The 24,203-nt window shown below is 38.8% G+C and carries 19 protein-coding genes and 1 pseudogene; 13 read left to right on the forward strand and 7 right to left on the reverse strand.

Annotated features, from left to right (window positions below; genetic code table 11):
* Positions 1-326 precede the first annotated feature (326 nt).
* The 3 genes and pseudogenes from proB (at position 327) to J2Y67_RS17340 (ending at position 5,207) form a co-directional block, all read left to right on the forward strand.
* Positions 327-1,451 (forward strand): glutamate 5-kinase, encoded by a 1,125-nt coding sequence (gene proB / locus J2Y67_RS17330; protein WP_310176089.1) that lies wholly within the window; start codon positions 327-329, stop codon positions 1,449-1,451.
* Positions 1,448-2,689, forward strand: coding sequence for a glutamate-5-semialdehyde dehydrogenase (locus tag J2Y67_RS17335; protein WP_310176090.1), 1,242 nt, complete (start codon positions 1,448-1,450; stop codon positions 2,687-2,689). Before proB ends, J2Y67_RS17335 begins: the two co-directional genes overlap by 4 nt.
* A gap of 239 nt (positions 2,690-2,928) precedes the next feature.
* Positions 2,929-5,207, forward strand: a pseudogene (locus J2Y67_RS17340) (ATP-dependent DNA helicase).
* Between the two features lie 53 nt (positions 5,208-5,260).
* Here J2Y67_RS17340 and J2Y67_RS17345 read toward each other — a convergent pair.
* Together J2Y67_RS17345 and J2Y67_RS17350 are read right to left on the reverse strand one after the other, a co-directional pair.
* Positions 5,261-6,472 (reverse strand): MFS transporter, encoded by a 1,212-nt coding sequence (locus J2Y67_RS17345; RefSeq protein WP_310176091.1) that lies wholly within the window; start codon positions 6,470-6,472, stop codon positions 5,261-5,263.
* Positions 6,473-6,489: 17 nt separating this feature from the next.
* Positions 6,490-7,371, reverse strand: coding sequence for a LysR family transcriptional regulator (locus tag J2Y67_RS17350; protein WP_310176092.1), 882 nt, complete (start codon positions 7,369-7,371; stop codon positions 6,490-6,492).
* A 460-nt stretch (positions 7,372-7,831) separates the two neighbouring features.
* Between J2Y67_RS17350 and J2Y67_RS17355 the strand changes: the two genes are divergently transcribed.
* Complete coding sequence (locus J2Y67_RS17355; RefSeq protein WP_310176093.1) at positions 7,832-8,101, forward strand: DUF1292 domain-containing protein; 270 nt, start codon at positions 7,832-7,834, stop codon at positions 8,099-8,101.
* 35 nt (positions 8,102-8,136) lie between these two features.
* Here the strand turns inward: J2Y67_RS17355 and J2Y67_RS17360 are convergent, their stop codons facing one another.
* On the reverse strand, positions 8,137-9,426 hold the full coding sequence (locus J2Y67_RS17360; RefSeq protein WP_310176094.1) for an NCS2 family permease: 1,290 nt from the start codon (positions 9,424-9,426) through the stop codon (positions 8,137-8,139).
* A gap of 254 nt (positions 9,427-9,680) precedes the next feature.
* On the opposite strand from J2Y67_RS17360, the gene J2Y67_RS17365 reads away from it, so the two are divergent.
* Together J2Y67_RS17365 and J2Y67_RS17370 are read left to right on the forward strand one after the other, a co-directional pair.
* Positions 9,681-9,929 (forward strand): hypothetical protein, encoded by a 249-nt coding sequence (locus tag J2Y67_RS17365; RefSeq protein ID WP_310176095.1) that lies wholly within the window; start codon positions 9,681-9,683, stop codon positions 9,927-9,929.
* Between the two features lie 62 nt (positions 9,930-9,991).
* Positions 9,992-10,288 (forward strand): 4a-hydroxytetrahydrobiopterin dehydratase, encoded by a 297-nt coding sequence (locus J2Y67_RS17370; RefSeq protein WP_310176096.1) that lies wholly within the window; start codon positions 9,992-9,994, stop codon positions 10,286-10,288.
* Positions 10,289-10,343: 55 nt separating this feature from the next.
* Here the strand turns inward: J2Y67_RS17370 and J2Y67_RS17375 are convergent, their stop codons facing one another.
* Positions 10,344-10,700 carry a hypothetical protein gene (locus J2Y67_RS17375; RefSeq protein WP_310176097.1) on the reverse strand — a complete coding sequence of 119 codons (357 nt, stop codon included), beginning with the start codon at positions 10,698-10,700 and terminating at the stop codon, positions 10,344-10,346.
* A gap of 189 nt (positions 10,701-10,889) precedes the next feature.
* Between J2Y67_RS17375 and J2Y67_RS17380 the strand changes: the two genes are divergently transcribed.
* The 3 genes from J2Y67_RS17380 to J2Y67_RS17390 all read left to right on the forward strand — a co-directional run bounded on the left by J2Y67_RS17380 (position 10,890) and on the right by J2Y67_RS17390 (position 12,519).
* The gene (locus tag J2Y67_RS17380; protein WP_310176098.1) at positions 10,890-11,138 is read left to right on the forward strand and encodes a hypothetical protein; all 249 of its coding nucleotides are present in this window, start codon (positions 10,890-10,892) and stop codon (positions 11,136-11,138) included.
* Positions 11,139-11,276: 138 nt separating this feature from the next.
* On the forward strand, positions 11,277-11,699 hold the full coding sequence (locus J2Y67_RS17385; protein ID WP_310176099.1) for an OsmC family protein: 423 nt from the start codon (positions 11,277-11,279) through the stop codon (positions 11,697-11,699).
* Between the two features lie 25 nt (positions 11,700-11,724).
* Positions 11,725-12,519, forward strand: coding sequence for an alpha/beta fold hydrolase (locus J2Y67_RS17390; RefSeq protein WP_396954096.1), 795 nt, complete (start codon positions 11,725-11,727; stop codon positions 12,517-12,519).
* A 41-nt stretch (positions 12,520-12,560) separates the two neighbouring features.
* Here J2Y67_RS17390 and J2Y67_RS17395 read toward each other — a convergent pair whose 3' ends face one another.
* Positions 12,561-13,715, reverse strand: coding sequence for a glycoside hydrolase family 18 protein (locus J2Y67_RS17395; RefSeq protein WP_310176100.1), 1,155 nt, complete (start codon positions 13,713-13,715; stop codon positions 12,561-12,563).
* Positions 13,716-13,878: 163 nt separating this feature from the next.
* Here J2Y67_RS17395 and pepF point away from each other — a divergent pair, with 163 nt between their 5' ends.
* The 3 genes from pepF to pruA all read left to right on the forward strand — a co-directional run bounded on the left by pepF (position 13,879) and on the right by pruA (position 18,379).
* The gene (gene pepF / locus J2Y67_RS17400) at positions 13,879-15,666 is read left to right on the forward strand and encodes an oligoendopeptidase F (RefSeq protein WP_310176101.1); all 1,788 of its coding nucleotides are present in this window, start codon (positions 13,879-13,881) and stop codon (positions 15,664-15,666) included.
* 121 nt (positions 15,667-15,787) lie between these two features.
* Entirely contained in the window at positions 15,788-16,363 is a 576-nt protein-coding gene (locus J2Y67_RS17405) for a GNAT family N-acetyltransferase (RefSeq protein ID WP_310176102.1), read from the forward strand.
* 384 nt (positions 16,364-16,747) lie between these two features.
* Positions 16,748-18,379: an L-glutamate gamma-semialdehyde dehydrogenase gene (gene pruA / locus J2Y67_RS17410; protein ID WP_310176103.1), complete on the forward strand. Its 1,632-nt coding sequence runs from the start codon at positions 16,748-16,750 to the stop codon at positions 18,377-18,379.
* 73 nt (positions 18,380-18,452) lie between these two features.
* On the opposite strand, the gene J2Y67_RS17415 is transcribed toward pruA, so the two are convergent.
* Entirely contained in the window at positions 18,453-18,602 is a 150-nt protein-coding gene (locus tag J2Y67_RS17415) for a hypothetical protein (RefSeq protein ID WP_310176104.1), read from the reverse strand.
* Between the two features lie 92 nt (positions 18,603-18,694).
* Between J2Y67_RS17415 and J2Y67_RS17420 the strand changes: the two genes are divergently transcribed.
* Entirely contained in the window at positions 18,695-20,290 is a 1,596-nt protein-coding gene (locus tag J2Y67_RS17420; RefSeq protein WP_310176105.1) for an amidohydrolase, read from the forward strand.
* 189 nt (positions 20,291-20,479) lie between these two features.
* Here the strand turns inward: J2Y67_RS17420 and J2Y67_RS17425 are convergent, their stop codons facing one another.
* The gene (locus J2Y67_RS17425; RefSeq protein WP_310176106.1) at positions 20,480-23,968 is read right to left on the reverse strand and encodes an efflux RND transporter permease subunit; all 3,489 of its coding nucleotides are present in this window, start codon (positions 23,966-23,968) and stop codon (positions 20,480-20,482) included.
* Positions 23,969-24,203 lie beyond the last annotated feature (235 nt).

Genomic DNA, 24,203 nt, shown 5'->3' on the forward strand with positions numbered 1-24,203 from the left:
ATTAAAATTTTCAAAAAAATATCTTGACAAATTGCGATTTCATTTGGATAATATCTAGTAAATCTTGAAATCGGAAAAGTATGGGACTAGTAAATCTTTGGAACGTGTTAGAGAGTGAAACCCACTGGCTGGAAGGTTTCTCACGGAAAAAGGATTGAACCTGCCCTAGTAGGCTGCTTATGCAAACATAAGCCGTGTCCCTCGTTACGGGGTTAAAGTTGGGTGCTTGGCACCAATAAAGGTGGTACCGCGGAAACGATTTTTCCGTCCTTTTCTAAGGGCGGAAGAATCGTTTTTTTATTTTAAAAAAGAAAGGTCGAAGAAGTATGAAAAAACAACTCGTTGTTGTGAAAATTGGGAGCAGCTCGCTTACAGATACATCCGGGGGGATTTCGACAGAAAAAATGTATGATCATGTTCAGGCACTCGCCTTTTTAAAAGAACAAGGTCATGACGTGATTCTTATTTCATCCGGTGCAGTTGCGGCTGGATTTTCATCCCTCGGCTATCCGGTCCGCCCGAAAAATACGGCTGGAAAACAGGCTGCTGCCGCTGTCGGGCAAGGATTATTAATGCAGCATTATCATTTATTATTTCAAGAGTTTCAAATAACACCCGCACAAATTCTCATCACACGTGAAGATTTTTACAGCCAAGAACGTTTCCACAATCTTTTTTCAACCATACACGAATTACTGCAAAGAGGTGCCGTTCCAATCATCAATGAAAATGATTCGGTTTCCATTGATGAATTAACCTTCGGTGACAATGACATGTTGTCAGCGCTCGTCAGTGGATTTTTACATGCCAATGCCTTAATGATTTTAACCGATGTGGATGGCCTTTATGATGGAAATCCGAAGCAATCAAAGGACGCAAAAAAATATCATTTTATTGCCGAAGTCTCCGACGAACTGCTTGGGGTAGCAGGTGACTCGGGCTCATCGGTCGGAACCGGCGGAATGAAATCCAAACTCCTGGCTGCGAAAAAAGCTTTGTCGCTCGGGGTCAGTGTATTTGTCGGTACTGGCAAAGGAAAAGAAAAGCTTGTGGATATTTTAGCAGGAAAAGGTGATGGAACCTATATCGGCGGCCAGTTCCAAACGCAAATGCAAATGAGAAAACAATGGATTGCCTATCATTCTCAAGTCAAAGGCACAATTGAAATCGATGAAGGTGCGGAAAAAGCAATTGTTCAGCTTGGAAAAAGCCTTCTCCCAGTAGGAGTGACTAAGGTCATAGGTGAGTTTAACCCTTTTGATGTAGTTATTGTCCGAAATCCTAAAGGGCAAATCGTTGGCAAAGGGCAAATCTATTATTCTTCTGAAGTTTTACAAAAAGTAAAAGGCTTGTCAGGAGATTATTCTAAAAGTTTTTCGATCAATAAACGGGCAGAGGTCATCCATCGCGATAATTGGGTGGCAATTTTAAAGGAGGAATTAGAACGATGAATGAACTAATCGAAAAAGCTAGAAAACTTAAAAACGCTGCGAAAACCTTAGGAGGGCTGTCGACTGAGGATAAAAACGATGCCTTGGCAAGGATGGCTGATTTTTTAACAAACGATAAAGAGTTCATTTTGGCGGAGAATGCGAAGGATATAGAGAACGGCCGGAAAAAAGGATTGTCCTCATCCTTGTTGGATCGTTTGCTTTTAACAGGAGATCGAATTGATGGAATTGTTGCCGGAATTCGTCAGTTAATCGATTTAGAGGATCCGATTGGGGAAACGATTGAATCATGGGAGCGTCCGAACGGATTGCAGATTCAAACAGTGAGGGTGCCACTCGGCGTCGTAGGAATGGTGTATGAAGCAAGACCGAATGTGACCGTTGATGCTGGAAGCCTTTGTCTAAAAGCTGGAAATGCGGTCTTGTTACGCGGTAGTTCTTCGGCACTTCATTCCAATAAGGCATTAGTAGAGGTCATGCAAAAGGCTCTTGCCGGCTCGAAGATTCCCGCAGATGCTGTTCAATTATTAGAGGACACAAGCCGGGAAACGGCTGCTCAAATGTTTAAGCTTAATCAATACTTGGATGTCCTCATTCCGCGTGGCGGGGCTGGATTAATTCAAACTGTCATTCAAAATGCTACAGTGCCTGTGCTGGAAACGGGCGTTGGTAACTGCCATGTGTTTGTGGATGAAACAGCCCAAGAAAACATGGCGATTGAAATTACGGTAAATGCGAAACTGCACCGTCCATCTGTCTGTAATGCAGCAGAATCGCTATTAATTCACGAAAAATGGCCATTTGTATCCGAACTTATGAACGTTTTACATGCAAAAGGTGTTGAGTTAAGAGGCGATGAGCGGTTATGCAGCGAATACTCTTTTGTCAAGGAGGCCGTGGAGGAAGATTGGGGTACAGAATTTTTAGGTCCTGTTTTATCTGTAAAATTGGTCAAAGATGTGGGGGAAGCCATTGACCATATTGATCAATACGGAACGAAGCACTCGGAAGCGATCATCAGTGAAAACAATGAAAATGTTGGATTATTTTTCAAGCAAGTAGATGCAGCTGTTTTATATCATAATGCCTCGACACGTTTTACCGATGGGGAACAGTTTGGCTATGGGGCAGAAATTGGCATTAGTACACAAAAACTTCATGCGCGCGGGCCAATGGGGCTGAAGGCGATTACAACAACAAAAGCATTGGTGCTGGGAACGGGACAGATTCGAGTCTAAATTTTTCGATTCGCAGATAAACTGGTGCAATTCGCAAATAAACTTGAATAATTCGCAAATAAATTGACTCAATTCGCAAATAAAGTGGTTTGATTCGCAAATAAACCGCTACAACTCAATGGCATAGTGTAATTTTACACAAAAATCCAACGCTTATAGGGATGGAACTAGTTGAAACTATCAAAATTTGCTATAATCAATACAAACATACATTCCCTAATCAGTAAGCTGGTGATTTTTTGTCGAATGAAGTTCAAATTTCAGTGCGTTCCTTGGTCGAATACGTTTTCAGCAGCGGCAGTATCGATAACCGTTTTCGTTCCCAATCCACACTTTTGGATGGCAGCCGGATCCATCAAAAAATCCAGAAAACCTACCAAGAGTGTGATCAAAAGGAAGTTTACCTGAGTGCGGAAATTCCTTTTGATCTCTTTATTTTTAAGGTTGATGGCAGATGTGACGGTCTTTTGTTTCGCGATGATGAAGTCCTAATTGACGAAATCAAGTCATCCAAACATCCTTTAGAACATATAGAAGGAGACGGCTATCCTGTCCACTGGGCGCAAGCAAAAATGTATGCCTATATCTACGCAAAGGATCATGGCTTGCAGGAGATATTCGTACAATTAACCTATGTCCATGTTGAAACGGAAGCTAAAAGATTTTTTAAAAAGAAATATACTTTCTTAGATCTCGAAACATTTGTTCAAGAAGTCGTAAAAGGCTATGCTCCCTATGCAAAACTCCATCATGATCATCTAAACCAACGGAATCAAACCAGCAGGGAGCTTCCTTTCCCGTTTGAAACCTATCGGGAAGGACAGCGGAAATTGGCCGGGGCTGTCTATAAAACGATTTCAGAGGGAAAAACTTTATTTGTGAATGCACCCACAGGAATTGGAAAAACCATTTCCACACTTTTTCCAGCTATCAAAGCCATGGGAGAAGGTCACTTAGCAAAGGTTTTTTATCTTACCGCAAAAACAACAACCAAAACAACCGCTGAAGAAGCGATTGAGCGCATGCGAACCTGCGGCGCCTGCCTCAAATCGGTCACCATTACTGCAAAAGATAAGGTCTGTTTTAAGGACGAAACCAATTGTCAGAAGGATTATTGTGAATTTGCGGGCGGCTATTATGACCGAATCAATGATGCTGTACTCGATATCCTCACAAATGAAAAAAGTCTGACCCGTGAAGTCATCGAAGCCTATGCCCGTAAGTATACTGTTTGTCCATTTGAATTTTCGCTAGATTTGACCTATGCCGTTGATGTGGTCATTTGTGATTACAATTACATATTTGACCCGCGTGTTTCACTAAAACGGCTGTTTGAAGAACAAAAAAAATCAACAGCACTTTTAATTGATGAAGCACATAATCTAGTGGACCGCGGTCGGGAAATGTTTTCTTCAGCGATCAATAAAGAATCCTTCCTCAGCTTAAGAAAGAATTCAAAGGGAAAGACCAAGCAATTTATGAAGCAACTTCAAAAATAAATTCAGCATTCATATTTATAAAAAAAGAATATCCAGAACAAAATGAGTTTGTTTTAAAGGTACTTAATTCACAACTTTTAGAACAACTTCATCTTTTTGAAAAAGCTGCCGAGCAAGCTCTTTTACGTTCCATTGCCAGCCAACCACTTTTGGATGCTTACTTTAAGGTGTTGAATTTCTTAAAAATCGTTGACGTATTAGATGAACATTATGTGATTTATGGCGAAAAAAATAGAAACGATCTTACCGTAAAATTATTTTGTATCGACCCATCTAAGCTTCTAAACCAAATGGGAAAAGGCTTCCGCTCCAAATTATTCTTTTCTGCAACACTTTCGCCGATGACCTATTATCAGGATATCCTTGGCGGCGGGGAGGGTGACTACAGCCTTTTACTTCCATCGCCATTTTCAGTAGAGCAGGTGGATGTTTTTATAAAACCATTATCAACCCGATATCGAGACCGAGAAAGAACGAAAGAGGCAATTGTTTCGATGCTGCAATCCTTAATCAAAAAACGCCCCGGCAACTACTTAATTTTTTTCCCTTCGTATCAATACCTGCTTACTGTTTACGAACGCTTTAAAGAAATCGATGGGGGGTACAAAACTCTTCTCCAAGAAACAGGAATGACGGAAGGAGAAAGAGAAGGTTTTTTAGAGGCATTCCAGCCAAACCAACCAGAACCCTTGATTGGCTTTGCTGTTTTGGGCGGAATTTTTTCCGAAGGTGTTGATTTAAAAGGTGAGCGATTAAATGGTGTGGTAGTAGTTGGAGTGGGGCTGCCGCAGCTATGTTTTGAACGAAATCTAATCAAGGAATATTTTTCTAACAAAAAGAAAAACGGTTATGAATACGCGTATGTATTTCCTGGTATGAACAAGGTACTGCAGGCTGGCGGCAGGTTGATTCGCTCAGAGGAGGATCAAGGAACAATTGTTCTTGTCGATGACCGGTTTATTCAGCCACAGTACCAAATGCTTTTACCGAAGGAATGGCGCCAATTTACGGTTATTTAATAAAAATAAAAGCGGGTAAACCAAAAGTGGTTTTGCCCGTTAACTGCTTTTCATCAATTGTTTAGGAGTCGAAACCGGTAATTTCTTTTTGAAATATTTCCCAAACGAATCGATACCAGAATAGAAATTATCGCAAGACTTCCAATCATTGAGACTACCCCAATCCAGCCGAAATCACTGTAGAAAATCCCACTTAGGGTTCCACCAATACTTGATCCCGCATAGTAGAAAAATAAATATAAGGAAGCAGCCTGTGCTTTATCGTGAGTTGCCGTCTTACCGACCCAGCCACTTGCGATTGAATGAGCAGCAAAAAAGCCGTAAGTAAAGATGGCGATTCCGAAAATTTTCACCCATAAATGGGTGTTTAATGTGATGCAGACCCCAACTAATAATATTAACAAGGATAACTGTAAAATTTTTCTTTTTCCATGCTGATCTGCAAGCATTCCCATCCACGTTGAACTAAAGGTTCCGACGATATACACGATAAAAATAAATCCAACCAAGGTTTGACTTAAGGAATAGGGTGGTTTAATTAACTGAAACCCAATATAGTTGTATAATGAAACAAAACTTCCCATTAACAAAAAGCCAATAAGAAATAAATAAATGAGTCCTGGTTCCTTAAATTGGCTAAACAAGGAGTGAACCAGTGGTCTCATTGCAAACCTCTGCGGCTGGAAATGGGTTGATTGCGGCAAAATCAATATAAAAACCATACTTGCCAATAAACTGATGATTCCAATCCCAATTAATGCCACATGCCAGTTAAAATAATCGGTTAAAATCCCGCTGATAATCCGGCCTGCCATACCGCCAATCGAGTTCCCGCTGATGTATAAACCCATCGCCATGCCTAAGCTTTTCGGTTCGATTTCCTCGCCTAAATATGCCATGGCGACAGCCGGTAAACCAGCAAGTGAGATTCCTTGGATGATTCTTCCTAACAGTAATAGATGAAAATTTGGCGTAAAGGCCGTTAAAAGCGCAAGAATGGATGATACAACTAAAGAGATTGTCATAACTGATTTGCGTCCAAAAACTTCTGATAATGAGCCGGCAATTAAAAGACTAATCGATAGCGCAATGGTTGTAGATGAAAGACTTAAACTAGATACTGCTGGCGAAACATGGAATTCCTTTGAGATATCAGGTAGCAGAGGCTGCGTGCCCCAAAGGATTGCAAAGGTGCTAAAACCACCGGCAAATAAAGCCAAATTGACCATTTTAAAAGTTCGTGTCCCACGCTGAATATAACTCATTTTTTATGGATACTCCTTTATTTGATTTTAAATAAACGCTGTACAAACGGAATAAAACGTTCGACGACAGGGGATTTGTAACAATCCTTTAACCACGCAATCCCTATTTCCCTCTTGCATATAGGGTTATTTACGCGTATAAGTCTGATTTTGCTCTTATCCAAAACCTGTAAATCTGGCACTAGGGAAACACCTAATTTTGCACCAACTAATCCGGAAACCGTACCCACATCCTCTCCTTCAAACACAATATTGGGTGAAAAACCCGCATTCTGGCATAAATGATGAATAATTGCCTGTAATTCATATCCATCTTTAAAGGAGATAATCGGTTCGTTTTCAATTATTTTTAAATCTACTTCCTTATAGTCAGCCAGCCAGTGATCATTTGAAACAATTAGGAATAAATCCTCGGTTAAAAGCGGCTCGTAGATTAGCTCATTATCATCATGTAAATGCATGATGAGCGCGAGATCCACTTTTCTCGATTTTAATTGATTAATAATTTGCTGATTAGATGCTTGATGTAATTGAAATTTAACATGGGCAAATTTATTTTGATAAGAACTTAAAATCTCAGGTACCACACTCGTGCCAAGTGAAGGTAAGAAGGACAATGCAATAGATCCGTGATCTGGGTGGATTTCATCCCATATTTCTTGTTTGCCTATTTCAATTTGCTTGATGGATTGCTCCACGCGATTTAAGAACATTTCTCCATATCGATTTAAATATATATTCCTGCCTTTCCGATCAAAAAGCTGAACACCTAGTTCTTCTTCAAGATTGGCAATGGAGCGACTGAGCGCCGGCTGGGATATGGATAGTAGTTTTGCAGCCTTTGTAAAATGCTGGACTTTTGCTACGGTTTGAAAATAATTGATTTGATCCCATTCCATCTGAATACCTCATATGTTTTTATTTACTCTTATATCATACTCCCCTTTTTACATAACTTCTAATTGTTAATATGCATAAAATTGATGCATATTAATTATTAATGTTTTTTTACTTATGTTTTCTATAATTATGGAATGTAATTAGAGCAGGGTGAGTGGTTTGGAAGGAATAAAAAATAACTTGGAATCCAAGTCATTGTTTGGTGAAAATATATTGTGATTTTATTTTGCAATGAAGGCATAAAACACCTCCAAGATAAAAAACTTCATATTTCAACTATTCGACGGAGTTATTTTCCTTTCCTTTAAAAAAATTTCCCGAATATTTTCCTGGGAAAGCGCAAGAATTGACAATTTTAGTGAAAGAAAATACAAAAAAGGACAATTTTAGCATGAAAAATCTCCTATTTTGGGATACTGTTGCTAGGTGCAAATTGGAAAATGAAAGGAGAATATTGGAATGGGAAAAGTTGAAGTAGGCGAAGTTTTTACAATTGGTGATGCCAATGACGAGGAGCAAGAAGTAGAGGTACTTGGCGTTTTAACTATTGAAGGCACGGACTATGTAGCCGTCGGTTTTGTTGAAGATGTAAGGCAGGACACCGATGAAGATATCGATATATTCTTCTTAAAAGTGGATGAAGACGGTGATTTATCTGCAATTGAAAGCGATGAAGAATTTACTAAAGTCTCATATGCTTTTGAGGAAATATTGGACGAAGAAGAATAAAAAGAGAGGGGCATACCCTCTCTTTTCGATTTATCTTATCCAACCGAATGAAGCAAAAAATTCGTTAAAAATAAGAAAGAAATAATAAATATTGGTATCGAAAGCTGTTTGTGTTTATTTGTAAACAGCTTGACTAACGGATAGGCAATAAACCCGAAGGCAATTCCGTCCACGATACTGAAGGTTAACGGAATCATCAGGATGATTAAAAAAGCAGGAAATGCTTCCGTGAAATCCGTAAAATCGATGTTTACAATATTCGTTAACATTAATCCGCCCAAAATAATCAAAATGGGTGCGATCGCCGCATTTGGAACCAATTTGATCAAAGGCAGGAAGAAAAGGGACATTAAAATAAGGATTCCTGTTATTACAGAGGTTAAACCTGTTCTTCCACCAGCAGTAATTCCAGCAGCCGATTCAACCGTTGAAACCGGAGGGCTGGTACCTAAAAGTCCGCACAAAATCGCAGAAATGGAGACTGCACGCAATGCTTTACCATTTTTCTCGGGTGCCTTAAGCATGCCATCCACTTGTGAATGCAGGATCCCAATGTTCTCAAACACCAATACCAGTGTTAATGAGAAGGTTGCAGTCCAAAATGGGATCGTGGCAATTTTTCCAAAGTCAAAGCTCAAAAATACATTTCGATAGTCGTTTAACGAAATGAACCCTTTGTCCATATGGGAAAAATCAATCACACCTAAAAAATAGGACGTCAAAGTACCCAAAATGATACTAATCAAAAAATTCCCTGGCACCTTTTTCAAAAATAAAAACAAGGTAATCACCAAGTTAATAATTGAAGCCAGCACAATTGGAGACGACAAGTCACCCAAGGCTACGAAATTATTTGGGTTTTCGACGATCAGGCCACTTTTTTGCAGACCGATAAAGGCGATAAACAAGCCAATTCCTACCGTGATTGCTTCCTTTAATGACGACGGAATCGATCTTGAAATGATCGCAGCTAATTTGGAAAAAGCAATAATCGCAAATAACACTCCGGAAACGACAACTGCCCCTAAGGCTTCCTGATAACTTAATCCAAGCGACCCAACAAAGGTATACGTGAATAAGGCATTAATTCCCATTCCAGGAACAATCATTAATGGTGCATTCGGAACAAAAGCTGCGAGCAAGCATCCTGCAAGAGAGGCAAATATGGTTGCAATGATTCCTGCTTCCAAAGGCATTCCTGAATCATGCAAAATATGTCCATTTACTGCAATAATATAGACGATGGAAAAAAATGATGTAAACCCTGCCATAACCTCCTTTTTCAAATTTGTTTTGTGTTCTTTAAGCTTGAAAACTCCCTTCATTTTTTATCACACTTTCGTATTCTCCCTCTCCCACCCGCATTTAGTATAATTCTATACTTATGCCGAAAAACATTATAACACAGAAACCTAAAAGGAAAAGCTGGGAATTGATAGGTTTTTCAAAAAATCTAACATAATTATCAGAAAAAGATAATTTATTATATGGAGAAGGTTGTGTCCGAATATGGTAAAATTATGTATGTATAAATTTGGCTGAGGCATACTATTAGCAAATGAGCTAAAGGAGTTATCAAATGCTAATAGAAGAAGGAACAAAATATCAAATTTCTCAAGGAATCCAAGGTAATTTCAATTACGCAGAGACGATGACCATTACCAGTAATAACGGAATTACGGTCCAATTTAGTCTTGGAGAAAACAAAGGTCGAGGTTCCATGCCGGTCGAACATTTATCCTATTTATTAAAAAAGGCGAATCTCACGCAGATTCAAAATAAACGGTTATTAATAAATTTAGAAAATAATGAAGAACAAATCAGCTAGAAAATAAGACACTGCTTTCTTTTTATAAGGTAGTGTCTTTTATCTTTAAGGGGGAGAGGGAAATGGAGAAATTAATGGATCAGGAAATTCAAGAGAAATTAACTACTGTGCCTAGTTGGAAGCTGACAGACTCAAAGTGGATTGAACGAAAGTATCGTTTCAATGAATATTTAAATGGTTTGGAATTTGTTCAGCAAGTGGCGAACCTGTCTGAGAAGGTCAATCATCATCCGTTTATTTCAATCGACTATAAAATGGTTACGTTAAGGATTACCTCTTGGCATGCGAAGGGGTTAACGAACTTAGATTTTGATTTGGCGAAAAAATATGATGAGTTATTTTTACAAATCAAAAGGTAGTTTGTTCTAGAAAAAGGTGTAAAAGATTTGTTCTTTTACACCTTTTGGAAAAACTCTACATAGGAGAATTTCCTTTAAAATGGCCATCAATAAAAACAAACATTTCTACGTTTCCTTCAGAATTAACAAAAGGAACTCCAACTATAGTTACACCATAAAAATAATTCGATAAAACTTCAATTTTACTAACCCCTTGATACGTATACCCGCTATGTATAGCCTCCAATTTTACATGCTTAAATTCATCCTTACTGATTAAATCTGCAACAATCTTATTCTTTTCGGCACCGATAATAGGTGTGACATCTTCACAATGACAATCTGGTTCTTCCGCTTTCACCGGACTCCCCGGAACAACAAACATTAATAGAACCATAAAACCAGCCATAAATAATGTTAAAAACTTCTTCATTATAATTTCCTCCTTTTTTAAATTCTTATAATATATTCCTCATAAATTTACAAATTCCTTCATTTTTTTAGGAAAATTGACATATTGCTCCTATAAGACTATTGGAATGTTGAAAATGTTTTAAAGAATTGTTTGACTATTCGATACTGTCACTCTATAACCCGAGCAATGGTTTTTCCACCTGTGGCCTTGAAGGAACAATTACATCATCAATTTTTCCGTTCGGAAGAAGAAATGTCTGATATTCTTCGGTCGATTATTAAGGAAGGGATGGAAAAAGGGGAAATTCGCAAAGGGAACATTGAGGATTTTATCATGTCTTTCTATTGCTTAATTGACGGGATTTTTATTGAATTATCCTTTTACGGTGTAGAAAAGTTGAAACCAAGGATAACAAACATCTGGACAAACTTTTGGTTTGGGCTTAAAAATGATTAAACAGCTGCGGTGCATTCGCAGTTGTTTTTTCTTTTTATGAACAAAAAGATTAAAATCCAAGCTTGTTTGGGACATTATTATATGAATTGTACTATTATGGTAAATGATTAAATATTTTGAAAACAGGGAGAGCAACTAATGAAGACAAAAATCGAGTGGACAGAGAAAATGGCGTTTTCCAGTACGACACCATCAGGTCATCAAATCAAAATGGATGCTGCAGAAGAGGTAGGAGGATCAAATAGTGGAGCAAGACCGACAGAATTACTGTTAAATGCGGTTGCCGGGTGTACGGGGATTGATATTATCTCCATTTTGACAAAAATGCGGTTAAATCCCACTAAATTTTACATGGAAGTCGAAGGTCAGCGGGCAGATGACCATCCGAAAAAATTTACTGAAATTCATATTCATTATGCATTAGAAGGAGAACTTCCTGAAGATAAGGTCCTTCGAGCCATCCAGCTCTCCATGGATAAATACTGTTCGGTATCTCATTCATTAAGTGCAACCATTCACGCAAGCTATACACTAAACGGCGGTGAAACAAAAGGCCTTTAAACGGTTTGGAAAGGAACGTGACATGATGATGGAAGCCAAATCTATTCAATTGAAAAATGGAGCGATGACCTATATCGATGAAGGACAAGGAACACCGATTGTTCTCCTCCATGGATTTTGCGGCAGCAGCGGTTATTGGGAAAGGGTCATTCCAAGTTTAGCAGAAATCTATCGGGTTATTGCTCCCGACCTTCCAGGGCATGGAAATACATCTGTTTTTAACGAAAATGATTCCATTGAAAGAATTGCCGACGTAATGAAGGAGTTTGCAGACGGGTTAAAGATTGAAAAGGTTACAATGTTTGGTCACTCTCTAGGAGGGTACATAACACTTGCTTTTGCGGAAAAGTATAGTGAGCGGTTAAATGGTTTTTCCCTTGTGCATTCAACGGCATTTCCGGATTCTGATGAGGCGAAAAAAGGTCGGGAAGCAAATGTTACAAAAGTCGAAGAGTCTGGCATTTCGGCTCTTATCGACGGTTTAGTACCTAAGCTTTTTTCACCTGAAAACGTCGAGAACAATTCTGATTATGTTGAAATAACGAGACAAATCGGATATTCTACATCACCTCAAGGTGCGATAAATACACTAATTGCCATGAAAAACAGGGCAGATCGTAATCATATTTTAGAAAAAACTACTCTTCCTGTTTTATTGATTGCAGGCGAAAAGGACCAGATTATCCCGAAAGAAAAAACCTTTTCCGTGACGAAACCCAATATTGTTCAGAGAGTTATAAAAGATTCTGGTCATATGAGTATGTATGAGAATCCGAATGAACTCCATTCCGAAATAGCCAAATTCCTAAAAGAAGTTTAAACAAAAAAGCAGTTATCTCCCAAAAAGATAACTGCCTTGCTTTACTGCTTATACGTATATTGCTTTGATTCCTTTAGGGTATCAAAGATCGCAGTTGACAAACTATCCTGACCTTTTGCATCATGTCCGGCTTCCCACATCATCATACCGCCGAAGCCATGGTCAAGAGCCAGTTGGGTTTTCAATTTCATTGTTGTTTCACCGTTATAGTAATAAGTGGTTCCGTTCATTTGTACAACATTTTTCGTTGCATTCGCAGGGTTTTTATGGACAATCGCGGCGTAAGAAACCTGCTTAATTTGGGGATTTACTGGCTGTGCGTAAGCCGGGACACCCAGTACGAGCTTTTCTGTTGATAGATGGTTGGTTTTAAAAAGGTTTGTCCAATAGTTAACAATTTTCTCCGTTAATGGGTAGGGAGCCAAATTGGACGCATGATAGCCGCCGTCCCATTGTCCATCATAAGCCATAATATTGACATGATCGGTGTATTGGAACATTAGGGGATCATATACAATAAAACCCACTACCGTACCGGTTACAGCATGAACCTTGGAATTAACCGCCATGGATAGTTCTTTGTTTTCTGCGTGTAATTTTTCACTTAATTCTTTAGTAAATTTAGTCAAGTTTTGAGCATCCTTAGTTGAACGCGGAAATTCAAAGTCAATGTCAATTCCATCCAGTTTTTCACGTTTTGTTAAACTAGTAAGCTCGCTCACTAGTTTTGTTCGGGAAACAGGATTGGAAATAGCTGTTTTAAAATATTCATAGGATTCCCCGCCGTTCATATGATACCAGCCTCCAACGGCAACCATCGCTTTTACATGATGGCTATGTGCTTTTGAAACCATCGTCCTTAAATTGGTTAACGCCGTTTTTCCATTGAGCCCAATGCTGCCGTCCTTCATCGGATGTGCAAAAGAAAAAATCACGTGGGTTATTTTTGAATAATCGACGACGTTAGGATCACGGAAATCCTGTACATAGTTAATGAGCACTTTTGATTGCTGCTTCGGTTGTTCCCATTTCGGTACAGACTTTTGCTCAGGTTTTACCGCCGATTTTGGTGCTTGTTCTATTTTAAGCGCTGTTGCTTGTTCTGCCTTTTTACCAGAATAGAAGATTCCTGAAAGAAATCCTCCTGTAAAGGTAATCAAAATTACCAGTGTAAGGAGGATCATGCGTTTTTTCATCGGTTAGATTCCTCCCATTTTTATTTACCCTAAAAATTGTAACAGAAAAAAAGCCGAGGAAGGGCTGGTAATATATAGTGAGGTTTCGAAGTAAAATATTTTAAGTATTTCAATAAAAATGGGATAATGGTAAATAAGAAAATTGTGGTAAAGGAGTCCTTATATGACAACCTATACAGATAGAAAAGAAATACCCGTGCATGAAAAATGGAATTTAGCTGATTTATACGCAGACCAAAGTAGCTGGGAAACAGATTATCAACGTATCGAAGAAATGGCGAAGGAGCTTAAGCAATTTGATGGAAAAATTGAAGATGGACAATCTCTGTACCAATATCTGAAATTGAGTGAAGAATTATCTTTTGTTTTTAACAAATTATACGCTTTTGCCATGCTGAAGGTGGATGAGGACACGAGAGAAACTGCGTCCCAAGTCTTCCAGGACTGGGCAAAACAGCTAAGTGTAAAAGTCAGTTCATCTATCTCCTTTTTCATGCCATTCTTATTAAGTTTGGACGAGGAAACTTTAAATAACTACATCTCATCTGAAGAAGGGCTGCAATACTTTAAAGAGGATTTACTGGAGTCATTCCGATATAAAGAGCATGTATTAAGTAAGGAGCAGGAAGAACTTTTATCCCAGTTAGGGGAGGCACTTTCCGTTCCAAGCCATACTTTTGGAATGATCAACAATGCGGATATTAAATTTGGAGAAGTAACGAATGATAACGGAGAAAAAGTAGAATTAACGAGAGGGATGTATTCAAAATTAATAGAGGATGAAGATCGTGAAAAACGGAGGGAGGCCTATAAGGCATATTATCAGCCATATGTGCAGTTGAAAAATTCGATTGCCTCAACCCTTTCCGCCGCCATAAAAAATAATGTGAAGCTGGCGAAAATCCGCCAATATCCATCTGCGCTTGAAAAAGCGTTATTCGGTGATAAGGTTCCGAAAGAAGTGTATGAAAATCTGATTCAAACCACTAAGGACAATATTGCTCCGATGCATCGCTATACGCAAATTCGGAAGGGAAAATTAAAGCTCGATGAACTCCGGCAATATGATTTAAGTGTCCCGCTTGTCAGCGGTGTTAAGCAAGTGATTTCCTATGAGGAAGCGTATGACATCATGTGTAAAGCACTAGCACCTTTAGGTGAAAGTTATGTCAGCATCCTTAATGAGTTTAAAGATGGCAGGTACATTGATGTCCGTGAAACACCTGGAAAGCGCTCTGGTGCCTACAATCTTGGGGTGTACGGTGTTCATCCGTTTATCCTGCTGAACCATCAGGATGATTTGGACAGTTTGTTTACCTTAGCACATGAATGCGGTCATGGCGTTCATAGCCGGTTAAGTTCAGAGCATCAGCCGCAAATTACGGCAAGATATAGTATTTTCGTGGCGGAGGTAGCATCCACTGTTAATGAAGTATTGTTAATTAATTATTTATTAAATCATGAACAGAATCCGGAACTCAGGAAAAATTTGCTGAATCATTTCATTGATCAATTTAAAGGAACCTTCTTTACCCAGGTGATGTTTGCCGAGTTTGAGATGAAAACGCATGAAATGGCGGAAAAAGGGCAGCCATTAAATGTTGAGGTATTTAATCAGCTCTACGAAGGCTTATTCCGTGAGTATAACGGAGAAGAGATCGTGTTTGATGAAGAAGTAAAGTATGGCTGGTCAAGAATTCCCCACTTTTATCGTCCTTTTTATGTTTACAAGTATGCGACAGGCTTCTCCTCCGCCATTCATTTAGCAACAAAGATTTTGGAAGGCGACCAGCAAACATTAGATTCCTATATCGAGTTTTTGAAGAGCGGCAGCTCCGACTATCCACTGGAATTATTGAAGAAGACCGGAGTGGATTTGACGACTCCATACCCAATCGAAAATTCTTTAAAAAGATTTGGTGAGTTAGTAGAAGAGTTTTCGAAGCTATAGACATAAACCCACAACGTTTCCAATTTGTTGGAATCGTTGTGGGTTTTTTCGTATTAAAAATTAAAATTAACACATACTTCCATTAATAGAGTATTGAAAACGAACATAAGGAGTAAAGGTCATGCATTGGTATGAAAAGTTAAATCAATATTTTCCCATTGAAGAAATGAAATCACGAGAACATATGGAAACCTTACTTAAGGAACGGTCAAATATTTACCATAAAGATGAAGGTGCGCTTCATGTGATGATGTATGCAGAACTGGAAAATTTCATCTTTATTGATTATCTCTTTGTTTCAAAGAATGCAAGGGGACAAGGGTTGGGTCATAAACTCTTAGATAAAATGAAACAGAGAGGTAAGCCAATTATTCTTGAGGTTGAACCAGTCAATTATGATGACAGTGATACTGAAAAAAGGCTGCATTTTTATAAACGTGAAGGATTTGAACACGCTACTTCCATTGGTTACCGAAGAAGATCATTGGCAACGAATGAAATTAATCAGATGGAAATCCTCTATTGGGCACCGAATCAAGAGTCTGAGGAATTAATATTTGAGGCGATGAAAAAGACCTATGATCTCATCCATACTTATAAGGATCAACATTTTTATGGTGAATCCTATGAGCCGGTTGAAGAAGTTCTAACATTCAACGAAAATACAGAAAGTGATAATGTTTTTAACCAACTATAACGCAAGAACAAGGTTAACAGTTTTTTCGACTGTTAACCATTTTTTTGCACATGGTTAACGAATGCAAAAATATTTTGCGCAAAATAAATAATATAATATGTTTTTGCAAAGAAAATTTGCACCTGGATGATTCAAAATCCATATATCATGCAAAATTTAAGGTTGGCACGAAACTTGCTAAGTATTTTAACGGAACAAACAACAAGTAGGTTTCCAGAATATATAACATACGTTATTTCAGGAATTATTCTAAATAGTCAAAAAATGTAGTTTCATATTAGTAAGTAGCAAAAGAATTGAAATAGTATGTTATAATTTGTCGGTAGAAGTTGTAATTTCTATATTAAAGTAATAAATTTTTTAAACAGAAAGGAACGTGCAAGAATGACTAACGGAATTTTCAAAATCCCAACACCTAAAAATGAGCCTGGCAATACTTATGCTCCAGGTACAAAAGAAAGAGAAACATTAAAAGCAGAATTAAATCGCCAATCTGATATCGTAGTCGATATCCCTGTGATTATTAATGGAGAAAATATAAAGACAGATACAGTGAAGCAAGTAGTTATGCCGCATGATCATCAACATGTTTTAGCAAACTATTCGCAAGCTGGAGAAAAAGAGTTGCGTGATGCTGTAGAAGCGGCAATGGCTGCAAAAGAATCATGGGAAAATACGCCATGGGAACACCGTGCAGCTATTTTCTTAAAAGCTGCTGATTTAATCTCTGGTCCATACCGTGACGTAATGAATGGCGCTACGATGTTAGGACAATCCAAAACTGCTATTCAAGCTGAAATTGATTCTGCACAAGAATTAGCAGATTTCTTACGTTTTGGCGTTGATTATGCGAATCAAATTTATCAAATTCAACCGGAAAGTATGAAGAATATTTGGAATCGTTTAGATTACCGTGCATTAGATGGTTTTGTATTGGCCATTTCTCCATTTAACTTCACAGCAATTGGCGGGAACTTACCATCAGCTCCTGCAATGATGGGGAACGTAGTCGTTTGGAAACCAGCAACAACTTCTATCCTAGCAAACTACTACTTTATGCGTATTTTAGAAGAAGCAGGATTACCAAAAGGCGTAATTAACTTTGTACCTTCTCGTGGTTCACAAGTATCAGAAGTAGTATTAACAGACCCTCGTATGGCTGGATTCCATTTTACTGGATCAACAAGTACGTTCCAAACAATTTGGAAAACAGTGGGAGAAAACATTGCAAACTATAAATCTTATCCTCGTTTAGTTGGGGAAACAGGTGGTAAAGACTTTGTATTTGCACATGAAACTGCACAAGCAGACAAAGTAGCAGCGAATCTTGTTCGTGGTGCGTTTGAATACCAAGGTCAAAAATGTTCAGCAGCTTCTCGTGCTTACATTCCAGCTAGCATGTGGGAAGAAGTTAAAGCTGGATTATTGGAAGAGACTGCGAAGCTTAAAGTAGGGGATGTAAGAGACTTTACAAACTTTATGGGTGCTGTAATTGACAAACCTGCTTTTGATTCAATTACAGGCTATATCGATTATGCTACGGCTTCTGAAGAAGCAGAAATCATTACTGGGGGCACATATGATGATTCAGTTGGATATTTCGTTCAACCGACAATCATTGTGACAACAAATCCAAACTTCAAGACAATGGTAGAAGAAATTTTTGGACCAGTATTAACAATCTATGTATATGAAAATGATAAATTAGAAGAAACATTGAATGCAGTAGATACAGCGTCTATGTATGCTTTAACAGGTGCTATCTTTGCACAAGATCGTCAAGCAATTATGCACTTGGAACGCCGCTTATCTGGCGCCGCTGGAAACTTCTATATCAATGACAAACCAACTGGCGCGATGATTAATCAGCAACCATTTGGCGGTTCTCGTGGTTCTGGTACAAACGATAAAGCAGGTTCTGTATTTAACATGATTCGTTGGACTAGTCCTCGTGTTATCAAAGAAAATTTTGCTCCAACCGCAGAAATTGCCTATCCATTTATGGATGCAGAATAATTAAGAAAAACGTATAAAAGTACCCGCAATAACGAATAAAACTCCTCTTACCTAGGTAAGAGGAGTTTTATTTTTAAAAAACACCGATTAAGTTGATTAAAAACAGCATGAGTGGGATCGTTGATAAAGATATAATGGTTGATAGGATGGTCGTAAGTGTTCCCATCTCTTCATCCGCTGAATATTTTGCAAATAAAATTGAGGCTAGTGTTAAGGTTGGCATCTGCAGCCGGCAGTAAATTTGAGAAATCTTTATAACAATGTCGGTTTGCTTTTCGTTATATAATATAAAAAATTTTTAAAGGGGGAATTTGGATGTCAAAAACAATTTTCGCAAATGGAGTAATCTATACGCTAGATTCAAAGAATCCTGTGGTAGAAACTGTCGTAGTTGAGAACGGTAAAATTGTAGATTTAGGAACGCAAAAGGATATGCTTCTGCAATGGGGTAGACATGGTGTTACCACGATTGACTTACAAGGGAAAATGGTCACACCCGGCTTAATCGATAGTCATTTGCATCTTTCAGGAGTTACGTTTAACTTTTTAGACTTGGATTTGACTGGAGTGAAGTCGAAAAAAGAAATGCTTGAAAAAATCAAAGCGAAAGCAAGTACCGTCGCACCGGGAAGCTGGCTGATTGGAATGGGGTGGGATGAAAATCTTTTTGAAGATGGAACAACACCAAGCATTCAAGAACTTGATTATGCCGCACCCCAGTGCCCAATTTATTTAAAAAGAATTTGTTATCATGCCTTCTTAGTCAATAGCAAAGCGCTCGAAATATGCAATTATCACTCTTCGATGGAAATTCCAATGGGCGGCAGTGTCGTCTTGGATCCTGATACGAAAAAACCAACTGGATTAATACTGGAATCTGCATCGAAATTGATTACGAAATACATACCTGAAAAAACGTATGAAGAGTTAAAAAATGGTTTAGCCCAAGCTATGAAATTTGCTGTCAAAAAAGGTTTAACAAGTGCGCATACGAATGATCCAGCTTATTTTGGCGGACTTGATCAGACCTATCGATTGTATGATGAGTTGATTAACCAGGAAGGGTATGGACTGCGCTGTAATTTGCTGATTGACTATCCTTTTCTGAAAGATTTAAAGGAAAGGGGAATGTGCGCAGGCTATGGCAATAATCAATTGCAAATTGGCGCGATAAAGATTTTTGCCGATGGTGCGTTTGGAAGAAGAACGGCTTTACTTTCAGACCCTTACCATGATGCCCCTGGACAATTTGGCGAGGCGATGCAGGATCAGGAAACATTCTATCAAATGGTAAAGGATTCCCGTGAGTATTCGATGCCAATTGCTGTTCACACGATTGGTGACAAAGCTTTGGAAAATGTTCTAGATGTGCTGGATCAGTTCCCTATGGTGAACTATCGCGATCGTATTATCCACGTTTCACTTGTTCGAGAAGATTTAATCAAGCGTTTAGCGAATCAAAGCCGGGTTGCCGATATTCAACCACGATTTGTGGTCGGAGATTATCCTTGGATTCAAGAGCGAATTGGTGAAGATCGGGAGCAGTATCTATATGCATGGAAGTCCTTACTTTCTAGCGGAGTAATATGCGCCGGCGGTTCTGATGCACCCGTTGAGCCTGTTGATCCATTGCTTGGAATTCACTCGGCTGCAACGCGTAGAGCACCATGGGATCAGCATGAAGGATGGAATATAAAAGAAAAGTTATCCATGCTTGAAGCCCTTAAAGTGTTTACAATTGGAGGTGCCTATGCAACCTCTGAGGAGAACATAAAGGGAACTCTATCAAGAGGAAAACTAGCTGATATGACCGTGTATTCGAAGAACCTGTTTGAAATGGAACATCCAGATGAACTATTGAAAACGGATATTGAGATGACGATTATTGATGGGAAAGTACAAGAGGTTTAAAGGGTTAAGTGGGGAAGGAAAATAGCATCGCAGATAAATTCTTAAAGAACGCAGATAAAATTAAGACGATCGCGGATAAATCATGAACCATCGCAGATAAATGTTATTTTTCCTAAAATTAAATTCCTTTTTAGTTGAAAATAGAGGGTTCCCATTAGGAAACCCTCTATTTCTATCTAAAATCAACTATTACGCCGCTTCCTTCAGCATTTTTTCCTTCTTGCGTTCTTTTCGGTAAATCATTTCGTACACGACTGGTACAACGATTAACGTTAACAGGGTAGAGGTAGTTAAACCGCCAATCACAACAATCGCTAATGATTGTGATAAAAGTGCTCCTTCTGAGAGACCGAATGACATCGGTAACAGAGCACAGATGGTTGCAATGGCTGTCATTAAAATCGGACGCAAACGTGTAGATCCTGCCTCTATTAAGGACTCGCGGATGGATAAGCCATGTTTCCGCTGCTGCTGCACACGATCTACAAGCACAATTGCATTGGTGACCGCAATTCCGACGAGCATTAGGGCGCCAATCATTGCCGGCATGTCTAACACTTTTCCTGTAATAAATAAACCAATTAAACCGCCAATAATCGCAAGCGGTAGAGCGAATAAAATCGCAAATGGTGCTTTTGCTTCACCAAAGGCGATGACCATGACTAAGTAAACAGCACCAATGGCTACTAGTAATGCGATGCCAAGCTGTGAAAAGCCTTCGTTCATTTGCTGAGTCGCACCGCCAATCGATGCGTCTACGCTGCTAGGCAGCTTTGCACTCTTTAATTTCATTGTCACCTGTTTGGTGATACTGCCAATATCATTTGTTTTAGATGAGAGTGTAATGGTCGCGTATTGTTCCCCGTTCTTTTCTTGAATGCTGACTGGACCTTGCACTTCTTTGACATCGGCTACATCAGACAAGGAAATGGTTTTTCCCGTAGGTGTTTTGAAGTCCAATGAAGAAATATCCTTCAGTTTTGTCGGCGCCTTTAATTTTAAACCAAGGTTAATGTCCACTTGATCTTTTCCTGCTTTAAAGGAGGTTACCTTTTGGTCGGTTAACAATTCCTTTACTGAACTCATAATCTGAGCTGTAGTTAAACCTTCCTTAGCCGCTTCATCTTGGTTCACTTTAATGTTGATTTGTGGTTTTGCTTCACTTAGATTATTACTAATATCGTCAACATTCTTTATTCCATTAAATTGCTTTGTCAGTGTATCCGTCGCTTTCTTTACATCCGCAAGATTACTTCCGGAAACTGTTACTTCAACGTTATTATTAGACCCACCGCCATTTGGATTCATTTGCGAAACTTTAATATCTGCCTTATGGTCCATTAATGGGGTCACTTCATTTTGAAGCTTTTTCACAACTGCTTCTACATTTGCTGTATCTTTTAGTTGAACAAAAATATTCCCCGTATTGGTCCCACTAATTTTTCCTGACGTATTAAGGGAACCTTTTGCAGAGCCAATCGTTGTTTGATAAAAATCAACACTTTTTTCTTTAGCCAGCAAGGTTTCAACCTTTTTTACTATTGCATCCGTAATTTTTAAAGTGGTGCCCACTGGGTAAGTAACATCCACGTTTACATATTTTTCTTTCGATTCCGGTATGAAACCTGTCCCGATTAATGGAACTAGGGCAACTGAACCAACTAAAAGCAAGATGGAGAGGAGGGAGACAATTCCTTTATGTCTTAACGACCAACTAAGAACCCGTTGATAAAAAAGGACACCATTTCCCTTCGTTTCTTCATGTTGCTTTATATTTTTCTGTTTTAGTAAAAATAATTTAGCTAACAACGGTACAATCGTTACAGCAACGATCAATGATGCCAAGAGCGAGAATACTACAGTCAACGCAAAAGGTAAAAAGATTTTGCCAATCATCCCACTGACTAATCCAAGCGGAAGGAACACGGCCATGGTCGTAAGCGTACTCGAGGTAATGGCAGAAGCAACTTCCTTTACGCCTACTAAAATGATATTAGTATCGCGATCCTTCGTATTCATGAGATGACGGTACGTATTTTCAATGACGACGATACTATCATCGACAACGCGTCCAACTGCAACCGCTAAACCTCCAAGTGTCATGACATTCAATGTAATATTAAACTGCTTTAAGAAAAGCATGGCAATTAAGATGGAAAGCGGAATGGATATTATTGAAATTAAGGTTGAACGGACATTTCGTAAAAATAACAAAATGACGATACATGCAAAGATTGCACCAAGAATTCCCTCTTTCATCATCCCATTAATCGATTGTTTAACAGCCGTTGATTGGTCAAATACAACGGTAACATCGGTCCCTTTTGGTAGTTCGCTTTTTAGCTTTGTAAACTGGGATTTAACATCCTCTGCCACATCAACTGTATTGGAGTCCTGCGTTTTGATGATATCCAGAACAACACTTGTTGCACCATTTGTCCGAGATATCGCAGTGACATCTGCACTTCCCGATTTTATTTCGGCAAGATCTTTTAGCTTTACAACCTTAATGGATTGGTCAGCAGAGGTCTGGTTTGTTTGCTTCACTGGTTGTTTTGGTTGTATCCCTTGTGATGGTTTCGCACCAGAACTCATGGCTGTTTGTATGGATTTTAATTGCTTTTGCATCGAATTAAGGGCTGTTTGACCTATTTGAATTTGTTTCGTCAACTGTGCCATCATTTTCTGTGCTTTTGCTTTTTCTTCTGGTTTTGCAGCAGGATTCATTAGGACTAGGTTTTGCTGCTGTATGGCAAGCTTTGCGTCCATAAGCTGACTTTGCGTTTGATTAATAGCTGAAACAAGTTGTATTTGTGCGCTAAGCGCTTGGTTCATCCCTGTCAAACCTTGTCCGAGCTGACCAACTGCCTCTCCTAAGTCAGCAACGCCTTTGCCCATTTGTGAAAACGTATTGGACATCGACTTTTGCGTATCCGGGAAGACTGGAATCAGCATATTCTTAACATCGTCAACAGATGTAATTTGTCCGGAGAGTCGAACCGGTTTTGATTGATCCCCAATGGTTAATGAGGTAATCGGGAAGGACATATTGTTTCCTTGCATTTGCTGCTGTATTTGTTGAAAGGTAAGACCATATTTTTTCAGCTTATCAGGCAATAATCTTACATATACTCCGCTATCTTTTTGGGTAGAAACATTTACCTGGCCAACGCCGGCAACGGTTGTTAAATTTGGTACGATATTGGCACGGATTTGTTTTTCAAGCTTGGCGTCAGAGATATTTTTGTTCGATAAAGAGACTTTTAAAATCGGAAATGAGCCAAAGCTAATTCGTGTGACCTGTGGGTCAACAACCCCTTCAGGCAGTGAAACCTTTGAGATTGCTTCATCTATTTTTCGCTTTGCTTCATCAAGGTCCGCTGAAAAATCGAATTGAGCGATAATCGTCGAGATATTGTCTGTGGATGTGGTGCTGACATCCTTAAGACCCGGTATTCCCGTAATAGACTTTGAAAGAGGTTCAGAGACTAAGTCTTTTACATCGCTGGGTGCTGCACCCGGATAGGGGGTAATAACAGCTATAATTGGGATACTAATATCAGGCATCGTTTCTTTTTTTAGCTTAACCGCTGAGTAACTTCCCACAAAGGCAATTAGAAGAGCGATAATGAGGACAGCGGCTGTATTTTTAAGGGAAAAACGGGTAAGCCAATTCAAGTAATAGGACCTCCTAAATAGTTTGTTTATTTTTTGACCAATGGGGTCATAACGATACTATAAAACTGTATTCCCGTTTTAACAAGTAAAAAATTTTGACGATTTTTATGACAAGAATGGGCAGGTATTCCGAGGGGATTGAAAAAATATCTAGTCGGTTACATTCCTTTATATTTTGGTTTAACCAGATTATTTTTAGCCATAAATAATGGATGACCATGATGAGGGAGGATGA

Source organism: Neobacillus niacini, from assembly GCF_031456445.1.
In the GTDB taxonomy this organism is placed as follows: Bacteria; Bacillota; Bacilli; order Bacillales; family Cytobacillaceae; genus Neobacillus; species Neobacillus niacini_I.